General features: G+C 71.0%; 13 protein-coding genes. 7 read left to right on the top strand and 6 right to left on the bottom strand.

The features are described from left to right. Nucleotides 1-87 precede the first annotated feature (87 nt). The 4 genes from ACFUPX_RS01715 (at nucleotide 88) to ACFUPX_RS01700 (ending at nucleotide 5,974) form a co-directional block, all read left to right on the top strand. Complete coding sequence (locus tag ACFUPX_RS01715) at nucleotides 88-1,029, top strand: alpha/beta hydrolase family esterase (protein WP_383314075.1); 942 nt, start codon at nucleotides 88-90, stop codon at nucleotides 1,027-1,029. Nucleotides 1,030-1,071: 42 nt separating this feature from the next. After that, complete coding sequence (locus ACFUPX_RS01710) at nucleotides 1,072-2,640, top strand: AbgT family transporter (protein ID WP_383314072.1); 1,569 nt, start codon at nucleotides 1,072-1,074, stop codon at nucleotides 2,638-2,640. Nucleotides 2,641-2,766: 126 nt separating this feature from the next. After that, the gene (locus tag ACFUPX_RS01705) at nucleotides 2,767-5,031 is read left to right on the top strand and encodes a germacradienol/geosmin synthase (protein ID WP_383314069.1); all 2,265 of its coding nucleotides are present in this window, start codon (nucleotides 2,767-2,769) and stop codon (nucleotides 5,029-5,031) included. Further along, nucleotides 5,015-5,974: an ADP-ribosylglycohydrolase family protein gene (locus ACFUPX_RS01700; RefSeq protein WP_383314066.1), complete on the top strand. Its 960-nt coding sequence runs from the start codon at nucleotides 5,015-5,017 to the stop codon at nucleotides 5,972-5,974. Before ACFUPX_RS01705 ends, ACFUPX_RS01700 begins: the two co-directional genes overlap by 17 nt. Nucleotides 5,975-5,988: 14 nt before the next feature. Here the strand turns inward: ACFUPX_RS01700 and ACFUPX_RS01695 are convergent, their stop codons facing one another. The 3 genes from ACFUPX_RS01695 to ACFUPX_RS01685 all read right to left on the bottom strand — a co-directional run bounded on the left by ACFUPX_RS01695 (nucleotide 5,989) and on the right by ACFUPX_RS01685 (nucleotide 8,976). Continuing rightward, on the bottom strand, nucleotides 5,989-6,849 hold the full coding sequence (locus tag ACFUPX_RS01695) for a metallophosphoesterase family protein (protein WP_383314063.1): 861 nt from the start codon (nucleotides 6,847-6,849) through the stop codon (nucleotides 5,989-5,991). A gap of 141 nt (nucleotides 6,850-6,990) precedes the next feature. After that, complete coding sequence (locus ACFUPX_RS01690; protein ID WP_383314060.1) at nucleotides 6,991-8,640, bottom strand: cytochrome bc complex cytochrome b subunit; 1,650 nt, start codon at nucleotides 8,638-8,640, stop codon at nucleotides 6,991-6,993. Between the two features lie 195 nt (nucleotides 8,641-8,835). Beyond that, nucleotides 8,836-8,976, bottom strand: a complete 141-nt coding sequence (locus ACFUPX_RS01685; RefSeq protein WP_383314055.1) for a hypothetical protein — start codon at nucleotides 8,974-8,976, stop codon at nucleotides 8,836-8,838. 31 nt (nucleotides 8,977-9,007) lie between these two features. On the opposite strand from ACFUPX_RS01685, the gene ACFUPX_RS01680 reads away from it, so the two are divergent. After that, entirely contained in the window at nucleotides 9,008-10,165 is a 1,158-nt protein-coding gene (locus ACFUPX_RS01680; RefSeq protein WP_383314838.1) for a methyltransferase, read from the top strand. Between the two features lie 75 nt (nucleotides 10,166-10,240). On the opposite strand, the gene ACFUPX_RS01675 is transcribed toward ACFUPX_RS01680, so the two are convergent. The 3 genes from ACFUPX_RS01675 to ACFUPX_RS01665 form a co-directional block, all read right to left on the bottom strand. Continuing rightward, nucleotides 10,241-11,290, bottom strand: a complete 1,050-nt coding sequence (locus ACFUPX_RS01675; RefSeq protein WP_383314052.1) for an LLM class flavin-dependent oxidoreductase — start codon at nucleotides 11,288-11,290, stop codon at nucleotides 10,241-10,243. Then, nucleotides 11,290-11,823 carry an SRPBCC family protein gene (locus tag ACFUPX_RS01670; RefSeq protein WP_383314049.1) on the bottom strand — a complete coding sequence of 178 codons (534 nt, stop codon included), beginning with the start codon at nucleotides 11,821-11,823 and terminating at the stop codon, nucleotides 11,290-11,292. Before ACFUPX_RS01670 ends, ACFUPX_RS01675 begins: the two co-directional genes overlap by 1 nt. 133 nt (nucleotides 11,824-11,956) lie before the next feature. Then, the gene (locus tag ACFUPX_RS01665; RefSeq protein ID WP_383314046.1) at nucleotides 11,957-12,454 is read right to left on the bottom strand and encodes a winged helix-turn-helix transcriptional regulator; all 498 of its coding nucleotides are present in this window, start codon (nucleotides 12,452-12,454) and stop codon (nucleotides 11,957-11,959) included. Between the two features lie 300 nt (nucleotides 12,455-12,754). Between ACFUPX_RS01665 and ACFUPX_RS01660 the strand changes: the two genes are divergently transcribed. Together ACFUPX_RS01660 and ACFUPX_RS01655 are read left to right on the top strand one after the other, a co-directional pair. Then, nucleotides 12,755-13,615 carry an AAA family ATPase gene (locus ACFUPX_RS01660; RefSeq protein WP_383314835.1) on the top strand — a complete coding sequence of 287 codons (861 nt, stop codon included), beginning with the start codon at nucleotides 12,755-12,757 and terminating at the stop codon, nucleotides 13,613-13,615. 68 nt (nucleotides 13,616-13,683) lie between these two features. Further along, nucleotides 13,684-15,054 carry a VWA domain-containing protein gene (locus tag ACFUPX_RS01655; protein WP_383314832.1) on the top strand — a complete coding sequence of 457 codons (1,371 nt, stop codon included), beginning with the start codon at nucleotides 13,684-13,686 and terminating at the stop codon, nucleotides 15,052-15,054. Nucleotides 15,055-15,075 lie beyond the last annotated feature (21 nt).

Below are 15,075 nucleotides of genomic sequence, written 5' to 3'. Positions count from 1 at the left end.
ATCCGTCACCGGACCGTCCGCACCACCTCAGCCGTCCGCACCGCCTCAGCCGTCCGCGCCTCGCGCCGTCGGCGGAAGGAGCCTGCCTTGAAACGCGCACTGTCCCGCACGGCCGCCTCTGTCGTCGCCGGTCTCACCCTGCTCGCCGGGGTGAGCCTGACCTCTCCCTCGTACGCCCGTGGAGGCGTGCCCGGCTGTGGTGAAGCCGCCCCGCAGGCCCCCGGCACCACCGCCCCGCACACCCTCACCAGCGGCGGTCTGACCCGGACCTACCAGCTGCACCTGCCCGAGGGGTACACCGGCGACCGCGCCCTGCCCGTGGTCCTCGCCTTCCACGGGCGCGGCAACACCGGCGGCGGCACCGAGGAGTTCAGCAAGCTCTCGACCCTGCCCGCGATCGTCGCGTACCCGGAGGGCGTCGTCGGCACCGGCGACGGGCAGCGCCAGGCATGGCAGGGCGCTCCGTACGCCGCGCCCGGGGTGGACGACGTGGCGTTCACCGGCGCGCTGCTCGACTCACTGGAGGCCCGCCTCTGCGTGGACCCGCGGCGCGTGTACGCCACCGGGAAGTCCAACGGCGCCGGGTTCACCGCACTCCTGGCCTGCCGGATGTCCGACCGGATCGCCGCGATCGCCCCCGTCGCCGGCGCCTTCTACCCCGGCACCGGCGAGAACTGCCGCCCCTCGCGCCCGGTCCCGGTCATCGATTTCCATGGCACGGGGGACGCCACCATCCCGTACGCCGGAGACCCCGACCGCGGCCTCCCCGCGCTCCACGACTGGCTCACCGCCTGGGCCGGCCGCGACAACTGCCGCACCCGCACCCCGGACCGGGCCACCGCCCCGGACATCACCGAATCCCGCTGGACCCACTGCGCGGGCGGCGCCGAAGTCCGGCACGTGGCCGTCACGGACGGCGGTCACACCTGGCCCGGCGCCGACAGCTACAGCGGCGGCGGTTACACCACCCAGAGCATCGAGGCCCACGAGGTCCTGAGGAACTTCCTGCGCCGCCACCACCTGCGCTGAGCCGCGCACCCTCCCCTCCCCACCCTTCCCCGCGGAGCCGCCATGTCTTCCCCGACCCCCGCCCTGCCGGACGCGCCACCCCCACCACCCGACGGGCCCCCGCTTCCCCGCATCATCCGCGCGATGGCCGTCGTCGAACGCGCCGGGAACGCGCTGCCGCACCCCTTCTGGCTGTTCTGGATCCTCTCCGGCGTCCTCGCCGTGATCAGCGCGGTGCTCGCCGGGTTCGACGTCTCCGTCATCGCGCCCGGCGACGGCAAGAGCGTCGCCGTGCAGAGCCTGCTCAGTGGCGACGGGCTCGCCATGGCCGTCTCGACGATGGTCGAGAACTTCGCCGCGTTCCCGCCGATGGCGACCATCGTGGTGGTCATCATGGGCGTCGCGGTCGCCGAACGCAGCGGATTCCTGGCCGCGTTGATGAAGGTCGGCGTCTCCCGGGTGCCCGCCTCCTGGGTGGTCTTCGCGGTCGCCTTCGCGGGCACGGTGGCGCACGTCGCGTCGGCCGCCGCCTACGTCATCCTCGTACCGCTCGGCGGGCTCGCGTTCCGTGCCGTCGGCCGCTCCCCCGTCCTCGGCATCGTCGTCGCCTACACCGCCATCGCGTCCGGCTACGACGCGAGTCCCGTGCCGACGCCGAACGACGCCATCTTCGCCGGGATCACCACGACCGCCGCGAAGATCGCGGGCGGCGACGACGCGTACGTCTCGCCGCTGAGCAACTGGTTCTTCAACATCGCCTCCTCGCTCCTGCTCGCCACCGTCATCACCCTCGTGACCCGCTTCGTCCTGAGCAAGCGGCCCGACCTCGACGCCGATCCGGACGCGGACCTCGACGACATCGACGGGCTCCGCCTCAGCGACCGGGAGCGCTCGGCCCTGCGCCGGGCGGGCCTCACCTTCCTGCTGGCCGTCGCCGCCCTCACCGCGGCCGTCGTCCCGGCCGCCTCGCCCCTGCGCGGCGACGGCGGAAGCCTCGTCGAGTCACCGCTCCTGGACGGGATCGCGGCGATCGTCGCGTTCCTCTTCGCGCTCGTCGGCATCGTCCACGGAGCCCGCTCCGGGTCGATCCGCAAGCCCGGCGACGTGCCGAAGCTGATGGTCGACGGCGTCAAGCAGATGGCTCCGGTGCTCGTCCTGTTCTTCGCGATCGCCCAGTTCCTCGCCTACTTCGACTGGACGCACATCGGCGACTTCCTCGCCGTCAAGGCGGCCGAGACGCTCGAACACAGCCAACTGCCCATCGTCGTCGTCTTCCTGCTCATCCTGCTGCTCCTGACGGTCGTGAACGTCATGGTCACCAGCGGGTCCGCGATGTGGGCCCTGGCCGCCCCCGTCCTCGTACCGATGCTGATGCTCGTGGACGTCCCTGCCGAGACCACGCAGGCGCTCTTCCGCATCGCCGACTCCGGCTCGACGGCCATCACGCCCATGAGCCCGTACTTCGTGATGGCGCTCGGTTTCCTGCAGCGCTACCGCAAGTCGGCGGGGCTCGGCACCCTCGCCTCGTACACGCTGCCGCTCGCGGTCGCGATGACCGCGGCCTGGACGCTGCTGTTCCTCGCCTGGTGGGCGCTGGGCATCCCGCTCGGTCCCGGCGCGCCGGTGCGCTGACCGCTCACCCCGGTTTGAACTCCGCGGATCACGCGATGGTGTGACGCTACGGGCATCTCCGCATCGGTCACCCCCACGCGGGTAGTGCTCCGCTGCACTTACGCCACCGCGCGAGGAGAACACCGTATGTCGCAGCCCTTCGAACTGCCCAGCTTCTACCTGGCGCATCCCGCGGGTCTCAACCCCCATGTGGAAGAGGCGCGGGAGCACTCCAGGAAGTGGGCGCGCGGCATGGGGATGCTGGAGGGGTCGGGCGTCTGGGAACAGCGCGACCTGGACGCCCACGACTACGCGCTGCTGTGCGCCTACACCCATCCCGATTGTGACAGCCCCGCGTTGTCCCTGGTCACCGACTGGTACGTGTGGGTGTTCTTCTTCGACGACCACTTCCTCGAACTGTTCAAACGGACGCAGGACCGGGAAGGCGGCAAGGCGTATCTCGACCGCTTGCCCGCCTTCATGCCGATGGACATGACCTCGCCCGTTCCGGAGCCGACGAATCCGGTCGAGGCGGGCCTCGCGGACCTGTGGGCGCGCACCGTGCCCTTCATGTCCAAGGACTGGCGGACGCGGTTCGCCGAGAGCACGGAGAACCTCCTCAACGAATCCCTGTGGGAGCTCTCGAACATCAACGAGGGCCGGATCGCCAACCCCGTGGAGTACATCGAGATGCGCCGCAAGGTGGGCGGCGCGCCCTGGTCGGCGGGGCTCGTCGAGTACGCGACGGGCGCGGAGGTCCCCCCGGCCGTCGCCGCTTCCAGGCCGTTGCGCGTCCTCAAGGAGACGTTCTCCGACGCCGTCCATCTGCGCAACGACCTCTTCTCCTACCAGCGGGAGATCGAGGACGAGGGCGAACTCTCCAACGGCGTCCTGGTTTTGGAGAAGTTCCTCGACTGCACCACGCAGGAGGCGGCGGACGCCGTGAACGACCTCCTGACCTCGCGGATGCAGCAGTTCGAGCACACGGCGCTGACCGAACTGGCCCCCCTCTTCGCCGAGACCGGGCTGCCCCCGAAGGAGTGCGCGGACGTGCTCGCGTACACCAAGGGGCTCCAGGACTGGCAGTCCGGCGGGCACGAGTGGCACATGGTGTCCAGCCGCTACATGAACAAAGGCGGCGCCGCGTCCTCGCCGCTCGCGGGACCCACGGGTCCGGGCACGTCGGCCGCCGGGATCAAGGCGCTGATCGCCGCCACGGGCGCGGAGCGGCTGCGCGGCTACACCCACGTCCCCTTCCAGCGGGTGGGGCCGTCCCGGCTCCCCGACTTCGACCTGCCGTACGAGGCACGGCTCTCGCCCCACCTGGAGGCGGCGCGCCCCCGCACCGTGGAGTGGGCGGACCGGATGGGCATGCTCGGACCCCAGGCGGGGGTGCCGGGTTCGGACATCTGGGACGCGCACAAGCTGGACGGCTACGACTTCGTGCTCTGCGCGGCGGGCATCCACCCGGACGCGGACCTCGAAGCCCTCGACCTGGGCTCGCAGTGGCTCACCTGGGGGACGTACGGGGACGACTACTTCCCCGTGGTCTTCGGCAGGCCCCGCGACCTCGCGGGAGCCAAGCTCTGCAACGAGCGGCTCTCGCTCTTCATGCCGCTGGACCTCGCCGACATGCCGGTGCCCGCGAACGCCCTGGAGCGGGGCCTCGCCGACCTGTGGCGGCGCACCGCGGCCCCGATGGACGAGGAGGCGCGCCGCACCCTGCGCACCGCCAACGAGGTCATGACGGCGAGCTGGCTCTGGGAGCTGGACAACCAGGCGCAGAACCGCATCCCCGACCCCGTCGACTACATCGAGATGCGCCGCCTGACCTTCGGCTGCCCCCTCACGATGAGCCTGTGCCGCCTGGGCCACGGCCCCCAGGTGCCGCAGGAGATCTACCGGACGGGGCCGATGCGGAACCTGGAGAACGCGGCGGGCGACTACTCGGCCCTGATGAACGACGTCTTCTCGTACCAGAAGGAGATCGAGTACGAGGGCGAGGTCCACAACGGCATCCTCGTCGTCCAGAACTTCTTCGGCTGCGACTATCCGACGGCGCTGGGCATCATCGACGACCTGATGAAGTCGCGGCTGAGTCAGTTCCAGCACGTCGTGGCCCATGAACTCCCGGTCCTGTACGACGACTTCGCGCTGCCGCAGGAGACGCGGGACATCCTCGACGGCTATGTGCGCGAGCTGGAGAACTGGATGGCGGGCATCTACGTCTGGCATCGCGACTGCCACCGCTACCGCGAGGAGTACCTGTCGCACGGTCCGCTGCGGGCCCCCTCGGGATTCGGCATGGCGGCCGTACGCCCGGACTGGCTCAGGGAGTTCGGTCTCGCCGCCGATCTCCAGATGGAGGCAGAGCGGGGTTGGTTAACCTGCCCCCATGAGTCTCGAACCTGACCGGGCCCAGCGGGCCGCGGGCGCCCTCGTCGGTTCCGCGGTGGGGGACGCGCTGGGGGCGCCCTTCGAGTTCGGGCTCGCGGGTGACTTCTCCGCGCGCTTCCCCGACCCCGGCGGGGGCGGGGAGATGTGCGGCGGCGCCGGCTGGGACGCCGGGGAGGCGACGGACGACACGCAGATGGCCGTGCACGTCGCCGACTCGCTGCTCGCGTACGCGGGTCTCGACCTGCCGGACATCTTCGGCAGGTTCCAGCGGTGGGCGGCGGCCGAGCCCAAGGACATCGGCCTCCAGACGGAGGACGTCCTGACGAACGGCCTGCCGTGGAACCTCGCCGCCCAGATCCACTTCCAGGTCAACACGCGTGCCGCGGGCAACGGTTCACTGATGCGCGCCACCACGGCGGCCCTCTATTTCGCCCGCGAAGGCCGGGCGGCCACGATGGACGCGGCCCGCGGCATCGCGGCCCTCACCCACGGCGACCGCGCCGCCTGGGAGGGCACCGCGCTCTTCCACGAGCTGCTGCGGCTGACGCTGGAGGGCGCCGATCCGCTGGACCACCTCCCCGAGATGCTGGCCCTGGTCCACCCCGACCACCGCGACCGGTACGCGCTCACCCTGGCGCCCTACTGGCACCCCGACAACGCCACCGAGTTCAACGGCGCGGTCTGGCCCTGCCTCGGCTCGGCGGTCTGGGCGCTGCGCGCCACGTCTTCGTACGAGGACGCGGTGCGGGCCGCCGTCGATCTGGGCGGCGACACGGACACCGTGGCCGCGGTCACCGGCGCCCTTGCCGGTGCCCGCCACGGACTCGCCGCCGTCCCCGCCCGCTGGACCGCTCCCCTGCACGTGCCGCTCCCTGGCTCCGCCGAGCCGGGCCGGACGCTGCGCCTCGCCGACCTGGTCGATCTCGCCGTCCGCCTCGACGCGCCCCGGGCGGGCTGAGGGTCCTGGCCCCGCTATCCGGCCTCGCGCGGCTCCGGCAGGATCTGGCGGAGCCGCGGGTCGGGGTGGCGGTCGCGGCGCCACTCACGCGGGTAGCCGACCGAGACCTCCTGGAAGCGGACGCCGTCGTGCCAGGTGGTGCGGGGGATGTGCAGATGGCCGTAGACGACGGCCGCCGCTTCGTACTTCACGTGCCAGTCGGCGGTCAGCTCCGTGCCGCACCACAGGGCGAACTCCGGGTAGTGCAGGATCCGGGTGGGGTCGCGCACCAGCGGCCAGTGGTTGATGAGGACCGTGGGCAGGCCGGGCGTCCGCCGGGCGAGCATCTCCTCGGTGACCGCCACGCGGGCGCGGCACCAGTCGTCGCGGCCCAGGTAGGGATCCGGGTGCAGGAGTATCTCGTCGGTGCAGACGACGCCCGCCTCGTGCGCCGCCTCCAGCGCGTCCCGCTTCGCGTACGTGCCCTGGGGGCGGAACGTGTAGTCGTAGAGCAGGAACAGCGGGGCCACGGTGACCGGGCCGCCCTCGCCGCGCCACACCGGGTAGGGGTCTTCGGGGGTCGCGGCGCCCAAGGAGCGGCACAGTTCCACGAGATGGCGGTAGCGGGCCTCGCCGCGCAGCTGGATCGGGTCGTCGCGGGGCGTCCACAGTTCGTGGTTGCCCGGCGTCCACACCACTTTGGCGAACCGCTCGGTCAACGTGCGCATCGCCCATTCGATGTCGGCCATCCGCTCGGCGGTGTCCCCCGCCACGATCAGCCAGTCCTCGTCGGTCTCCGGGCGCAGGGACTCGAGGAACTTCCGGTTGTCGTCGTACGCGACGTGCAGGTCGCTGATGGCGTACAACTTCGCAGTCTTCTTCGGTACTTGTGTCACTCTGTGAGGCTAACCGCAGCGCTGGAGCAGCGTGGCGTGATCACGTTCCTCCGGCGCGCGTGAGCCGCCTCTCTCACGCGACTTCCGTTGCGTGAAAGAGGCGGCCCGTGCGCGCTCGCCGGTGCGGGTCGGTGCGGCGGCTCAGTGGTGCGAGTCCCCGCCGCCCTGCTGGATCTCCAGATACTCCTCGGGCGTCGCCTTGGGCACCTGCGCCGACGGCCCGTACATGGCCCGGCCCAGGCGTGCCCGCACCCGCTCGCCGCGGCTCACCTTGCGTACCACGCCCTGTGCGTCGACCGTCGGGCCGATCTCGTACGGCTTGGGCTGCTCGTGCGCCGTCAGGGTGTACAACTCGCCGCGCGAGAGGGGCACATGGACCTCCACGTACTCACCGTGAGGCAGCCGTTTGATCGTGCCGCTCTCCCGGCCGTGCAGCGCCTTCTCGCGGTCGCGCAGCTGCAGCCCCATGCACCACCGGTGCGTGATGAAGAAGGCGAGCGCAGGACCGACGAAGCAGGCGACGCGCACGAACCACGTGATCGCGTTGATGGAGAGATGGAAGTGCGTGGCCCATATGTCGTTGCCGCCGCCGACCATCAGCACGGCGAACAGCGTCAGCCATGCCACGCCGAGCCCGGTCCGCACCGGGGCATTGCGCGGCCGGTCCGCGATGTGGTGCTCGCGTTTGTCGCCGGTGACCCAGGCCTCGATGAACGGATAGACGGCGATGGCCGCCAGGATCAAGGGGAAGAGCGAGAACGGAATGAAGACGCCCAGTTCGAGCGTATGGCCCCAGGCATTGATCTCCCAGCTGGGCATCACCCGGATCAGACCTTCGGAGAAGCCCAGATACCAGTCGGGTTGAGCGCCCGTGGAAACCAGATCCGGGCGATAGGGCCCGATCACCCACACGGGGTTGATGGTGGCGACCGCGCCCATGATCGCGAGGACACCGAAGACGAGGAAGAAGAAGCCGCCCGCCTTGGCGATGTAGATGGGCATGAAAGGCGCCCCGACCACGTTCTTCTCGGTCTTTCCTGGCCCGGCGAACTGGGTGTGCTTGTGGTAGAAGACCAGGATCAGGTGGGCGACGACGAGCCCCAGCATGATCCCCGGCAACAGCAGGACATGGACGCTGAAGAGCCGCGGAATGATGGCGTCCCCCGGGAACTCTCCCCCGAAGAGGAAGAACGAGAGATACGTCCCCACGACCGGCACGGACAGGATCGCACCCTGCGCGAAGCGGATGCCGGTGCCCGAGAGCAGGTCGTCGGGGAGCGAGTACCCGGTCAGGCCGGTGATGATCCCGAGGAACAGCAGCGTCCAGCCGAACAGCCAGTTGACCTCACGCGGCTTGCGGAAGGCGCCGGTGAAGAACACCCGCATCATGTGCACGAGCATGGCGGCGACGAAGACGATCGCGGCCCAGTGGTGGATCTGCCGGATCAGCAGACCGCCGCGCACTTCCATGCTGATGTCCACCGTGGACTCGAAAGCCCGGGTCATCTGGATGCCCTTGAGCGGCGTGTAGACACCGTCGTAGATGACTTCGGAACCGCTCGGCTCGAAGAAGAGCGTCAGATAGACACCGGTGAGGATCAGGATCAGAAAGCTGTAAAGGCATATCTCCCCGAACATGAACGACCAGTGGTCGGGAAAGATCTTGCGCATTTGGCTCTTGGCCAGCGTATTGATGCCGAGGCGGCCGTCCGCCCAGTCGGCGACCCGCTCCCCCTTGCCGGGCGGCGCCGGCCGTTTGCTGTCCCGGGTGTGCTCGACGCTTCCACTCATTCGTCTCCCCCTCAGGCGGCTATCAGGTTAGATCAAGAGATCCCCGGAGCCAACAGGCCCTGCCCGAAAGGTAGTTGTCGATCATCGGGTGCGCTGGTCAGAACTGGTGGGGGTGATGCTTCCGGGGGCCGATAAATCGACGGCCCGGCCGCCCGCCCATCGGGGACATTCGGTCTTCCTCGCGGCCTATATCCTCTAGGAGTCCGTCATGACGCTCGGCACGGTGCCCGGCCCGGTACTCGGCGACGCCTCCCGCACTTCGACGCGGGAGCCGCGCCGCCCGTCCTGAGCCGACCGCTTCCGCTCCTCGTCGAAGTGCTTTTCGTGCCCCCGCACGTTCACTCCCTGAGGAGTATGTATGTCCGAGATGCCTGTGGTGCCTGCGGAGTCCGAGATCCGCTGGGTCGACGGCGACACCGAGCACACCGCCCGCTGGCACTCCGAGTCCGGGATGCCGGCGCCCCGCCGTGTCGTCCCGGCCGACGACCGCATGAACGCGTCCACCGCCCACCGTCTGGCCTGCGAAGGCACCGCCCTGCTGTGGCAGGGCGACTACCACCAGGCGAACCAGCTGCTCCAGGCGATGGGCCGCCGGGTCGACGGCAAAGCGCAGGCGGCGGCCCCCACGCCGACGGCCGCCTTCCACCTCCAGCGCCGCGCCAGCGGCCACCGGGCCCGCGTGCTCGGCAAGCTCCTGGTGCCGCTGGCCGCGGACCACACGCTCGCCCTGCGCAGGGCGCCGGACGTCCGGGCCGCCTGCGACGAGGCCTACGGCCCGCCCCGGCCGACCCCGTCGGTGGTCTCGCTGCGGGAGCTGCTCGGTGTGCTCGGCGCGCACCAGTGGCGCACCAAGGGCGTGGACATCCCCGCGCTCGACGGCCGGATCCACCCGCACTACGGCGTGTTCTCGCCGGTCAGGGGCGAGTACGTCGACCTGGTCGCGCAGGCACCGCTGCCCCAGCCGCTCTCGCTCGGCGCACCGGCCTACGACCTCGGCACCGGAACCGGCGTCCTCGCCGCGGTCCTGGCCCGCCGGGGCGTCCGCCGTGTCGTGGCCACCGACAACAACCCGCGCGCGGTGGCCTGCGCCCGCGCCAACGTGAGCCGCCTCGGCCTGAGCGACCAGGTGGAGATCACCACCGGCGGCGCACTCTTCCCGCCGGACCGCGCCGCCCTCGTCGTATGCAACCCGCCCTGGCTTCCGGCGAAGCCGAACTCGGCGCTGGAGCAGGGCGTCTACGACCCCAAGGGCGCCATGCTCCACGCCTTCCTGACGGGTCTCACCGCGCATCTGCTGCCGGGCGGCGAAGGCTGGCTGATCATGTCGGACCTGGCCGAGCATCTGGGCCTGCGCGCACCCGACGAGCTCCGGTCGGCCATCGCGGCGGCGGGCCTGCACGTCGCGGGCCGCCTCGACGCCCGGCCGCAGCATCCCCGGGCGTCCGACGCCACGGATCCGCTGCACGCGGCACGCGCGGCCGAGGTCACGTCACTGTGGCGCTTGACGGCGGCCGAGCTGCCGTAGTGGCCGGGCTGCCGTTGTGGCCGGGCTGCCGTAGGGCCCGCCCGCCGCTGCCCCCATCCCCCTGGCTCTCCACCTCTAGCTCTCCACCTCCCGGACCAGCTCGATGGCCCGGCCCAGCGTCGTGAGCCGCGCGTCCAGGCTCTCGCCCGCCGGGTAGAAGCGGACGGTGTCCACGCCCGCGTCGCGCCACACCCTCAGCCGCTCGCGGACCATGTCCTCGGTGCCGATGAGGGTGGTGGCGAGGACCATGTCGTCGGTGATCAGGGCCGCGGCGCCGTCCCGGTCGCCGGACTGCCAGCGGGCGCGGACCTCCGCCGCGGTGTCGGCCCAACCCTGCCTGCTGTAGGCGTTGTTGTAGTAGTTGGTGGTGGCGGAGCCCATGCCGCCCAGGCTGAAGGCGAGTTCACTCTTGCGGCTCGCGACCATCGTGCGCAGCGCGTCCTCGTCGTCGGCGAAGGCCACCTCCGCGCCCTGGCAGATGTTCAGGTCGCCGCGGGCGCGTCCGGAGGCGGTCAGGCCCGCGTCGAGGTGGTCGAAGTAGGCCTCCTTGGCGCCCTCGGGGACGAAGCTGGTACCCAGCCAGCCGTCGGCGATCTCGCCGGTCAGGCGCAGCATCTTGGGCGAGAGGGTGGCCAGGTAGATGGGCAGCTCGTGCTCGGCGCGCATGGACAGACGCATGGGCTTCGCCTCGCCGCCGGGCAGCGGGAGGGTGAACTCCCGCCCCGCGTACGAGATCTTCTCCCCCGTGGCCGCCTGGCGGACGATCTCCACGGTCTCCCGCATCCGGGTGAGCGGCCGCGCGAACGGCACTCCGTGCAGGCCTTCGATCACCTGCGGTCCCGAGGGGCCGAGCCCGAGGATGAAGCGCCCTTCGGAGATGTTCGAAAGGGTGATCGCCGCTCGGGCGATGGCCGCCGGGGTCCGGGTCGCGAGCTGGATGATGCCGGAGCCGAGCAGCATGCGGTCCGTGCGCGCGGCCAAGTAGCCGAGCGGGGAAGGCGCTTCGGAGCCCCAGGCCTCGGCGACCCAGCAGATGTCCATGCCCAGCTTCTCGGCCTCGGTGACGAAGTCGACGCTCTCGCGCCAGTTCGCCCCGGACGCCTCGATGGTCGTCGAGGTGCGCATCACGCGTCCGCCTCTCCGCGGGCGGAACCCTCGGCCAGCTTCCTGATCGCGTCCAGCGTGGCCGTCATGTTCTGCTCGAACTCCCGCATCCGTACGTACACGATCTTCTGCTCCTTCTCGGGCATCCGGTCGATGGCGAACGACAGACCCGAGCGGCCCGGCCCCATCCGCATCCACTGGGTCAGCTCGGTCTCGCCGTCGTCGGCCGCCGTCAGGCTGAACCGCCACAGGGCGCTGGGCCGTTCGGGGTCCTCGACGGCCCAGGCGAACACGCGCGGGGCCGCGCACTCCACGACGTACGAGGTGGTCTCCCACGCTCCGAACGACGCGTGCTCGCTGCGGCCGACGAACCGCGCGCCGAGCGCGGGCCGGCTCGCCCCGTCCAGCCACTCCACCGACCGCAGCTCCTCGCTCAGCGTGGGCATCAGGCCGATGTCGGAGACGAGCTCCCACACGCGTTCCGGTGACGCGGCGATTCGTGTGCGCACCTCGGCCGTCGGTCCGTCCGCGTAGCGCGCGCCTGTCCACTCCATCGTGGTTCGCCTCTCTGTAGCCGAACTCGTCGTAGCCCAACTCGTCGTAGCCAAATTCGTAGCCGCTGACCACGAGAGTTGCGTAGATAGACTCACTCGTCAAGGGTGAATCCCCCGGCAGCGGGACAGGGGTTCAGCGGTTGAAGCGGTCCCGGACGTCCGGCCGCTCGGCGAGCCGCGCGGGGTAGCCGGGGCCGAGGCGCGGACGGGTGTCCGCGGCCGACATCGGCTCCTTGCAGTGGCCGCAGACCACCTCGGCGGCGGCCTCGTGCCCGCAGCGGTCGTGCTCGAAGACGACCGGTGCGCCCTCCTCGCCGCTCAGCCAGCGGTTGCCCCAGGTGTTCATCACGGCGAGCACGCCGAAGAAGTCGCGGCCCTTCTCGGTCAGCACGTAGTCGTAGCGCACCGGCTCGCTCTGGTAGGCGCGCTTCTCCAGGAGGCCCTCGTCGACCAGGCGGCGCAGCCGGTCGGTCAGGGTGTTGCGCGCGATGCCCAGCTCCTGCTGGAAGGCGTCGAACCGCTTGATCCCGTAGAACGCCTCGCGCAGCACGAGCGGGGTCCACCAGTCGCCCAGCAGGTCCATGGTGCGGGCGATGGAGCAGGGCCAGTCGGCAAAGGAGGTCCGCCTCATGCGCCAAGGATACGAGAAGCGACCACGGATCCCGGTGGGTCTCGGAACTGGACTCAGCAGCCCGCGGCGGGTGCCGACGCCCTCACGTGACGTTCGACGCAAACGCGGCGCCCCCGTTGTGCCGCGGCCCGAGGGACTGATCAAGTGGCGGAAGCCGTACTGGCCGACGCGCCGCCCGACGCACCGGCCGACCTACTGATCGACGCACGCCACGCACGCCACGCCCGACTCGCGATCAACGTCTCGTCTCGTCACGTTTCGTCTCGTTTCGCATCGCACACGCTCAAGCCGGAGGCCCCGTTGCTCTTCTCATCCGTGGACGATGTCGCCACGCGGCTCGCCGAGACGGGCTATCTGGCCTCGACGGGGGTCGCCACCACCGTCTTCCTGGCCGACCGGCTGGGCAAGCCGCTGCTCGTGGAGGGTCCCGCGGGCGTCGGCAAGACCGAGCTCGCCAAGGCCGTCGCCGAGGTCGCGGACGCGCGTCTGGTCCGGCTCCAGTGCTACGAGGGTGTGGACGAGTCCCGCGCGCTCTACGAGTGGAACCACGCCAAGCAGCTCCTGCGGATCACCGCGGGCCGCGACGAGACGTGGGACGAGACGCGCACGGACATCTTCAGCGAGGAGTTCCTGCTGCCGCGCCCGCTGCTCACCGCCATCCGCGGCAGCGATCCGAAGGTGCTCCTGATCGACGAGACCGACAAGGCGGACGCCGAGGTGGAGGGACTGCTCCTCGAAGTCCTCAGCGACTTCCAGGTCACGGTCCCCGAGCTGGGCACGATCACCGCGACGCGCCGCCCCTTCACCGTCCTCACGTCCAACGCGAGCCGCGAGCTCTCCGAGGCCCTGCGCAGGCGCTGTCTCTTCCTCCACATCGGCTTCCCCGACGAGGAGTTGGAGCGCAGCATCGTGCGCCTGAAGGTGCCCGGACTCGACGAGGCGCTCGCACAGTCCGTCGTCCGCGTGGTCGGCGCACTGCGTGCGATGGATCTGCGGAAGGCTCCGTCGGTCGCGGAGACCATCGACTGGGCCCGCACCCTCCTCGCCCTCGGCGCCCACTCCCTCGACGAGGACGTCGTACGCGACACTCTCGGCGTCGTCCTCAAGCACCAGGACGACGTCCTGAAGGCGGCGGCCAAGCTGGACCTGGACGCCGTGTGACCCCGGCGCCGGAGGCCGGGGTCCCCGAGCGGCTCACCGCGCTCGTCCAAGCGCTGCGCTCGCACGGCATGCGGATCGGTACGGGTGAGACGGTGGACGCAGGGCAGGCGCTGCTCGCCCTGGGCCTGAGCGACCGCGAGCGGGTGCGGGAGGGCCTGGCCGCCGCTCTGCTGCACAGCGAGGGACAGCGCCCCGTCTTCGACCCGGTCTTCGACCTGTACTTCCCGCGCGGGGTCGGCGGCCCCCGGACGCTGGACCGCCCCGGGCGGGAGTTCGACAGGGACGACCTGCGCGAGCGCCTGGCCGCCGCACTGGCCGCCAATGACCAAGCCCTGCTGGCCCAGTTGGCGGCCGAGGCGGTGGACGGCATGGGCGGGTACGGAACGCGGCCGGGTTCGGGCGGGTCAGGAGGATCGGGCGGCTCGGAGGGATCGCAGGGATCGGGCGGCTCCGGCGGTTCGGACGGGTGGTCGTCGCACCAGACGCTGTCCCGGCTGCGCCCGGAGACCCTGCTGGCCCGCATCCTGGCCGGAATCCGCGAGGGCACGGCGGACGGCGAGTTCGCCGACCGCCTCACCGCCGACGAGATCCGCCGCCGCATCGACGGCTTCCGCGACCAGGTACGCACCGAAGCGCGCCGCCGGATCGCCGAACGGCGCGGCGCGGACCAGATCGCCCGGCGGGCCGTCGCCACGAGCGCCGACCGGGTCGACTTCCTCGTCGCGGGCCGCGCGCAGCTCGACGAACTGCGCAGAACGGTCCAGCCACTGGCCCGCAAACTGGCGACGCGCCTCGCCGCCCGCCGCCGCCGTGCCGCACGCGGCCACATCGATCTGCGCAGAACACTGCGCGGCTCCCTCTCGACGGGCGGCATCCCGATGCGCCCGGTCCTCAAGCGGCGCCGCCCCGCACGCCCCGAGCTGGTCCTCCTGTGCGACGTGTCCGGCTCGGTGGCGGGGTTCGCCAATTTCACGATGCTGCTCGTCCAGGCGCTGCACGACCAGTTCAGCAAGGTGCGGGTCTTCGCCTTCGTCAACCGCGTCGACGAGGTGACCGACCTGATCGCGCGCGGCACGGCCGATCCCGAGGGCCTGGGCGGTCGCATCATCTCGGGAGCGGCGGTCACCGGCTACCACGGCAGCAGTGACTACGGCTCGGCCCTGGGCGAGTTCGCCGAGCGCTACAGCGAAGCGGTGACTCCGCGCTCCACGGTCTTCGTGCTCGGAGACGCCCGCACGAACATGAGCGACCCGAACGTCCCCGCCCTGCGCACCATCGCATCGCGCGCACGCCAGACGTACTGGCTCAACCCGGAGCGCCGCGCCCAGTGGCAGACGGGCGACTCGGCGGCAGGCACCTACGCCGAGTTCGTGGAGATGTACGAGTGCCGCAACGCGCGGCAGCTCAGCGCGCTGATCGGGCGTCTGCTGCCGATCTGACGCCGGTCCGGCCCGGCGGGC

This window comes from Streptomyces sp. NPDC057302 (assembly GCF_042667685.1).
Lineage (GTDB): Bacteria > Actinomycetota > Actinomycetes > Streptomycetales > Streptomycetaceae > Streptomyces.
Note: the sequence above shows the minus strand (reverse complement) of the source record. Positions and strands in the feature narration are given on the sequence as shown.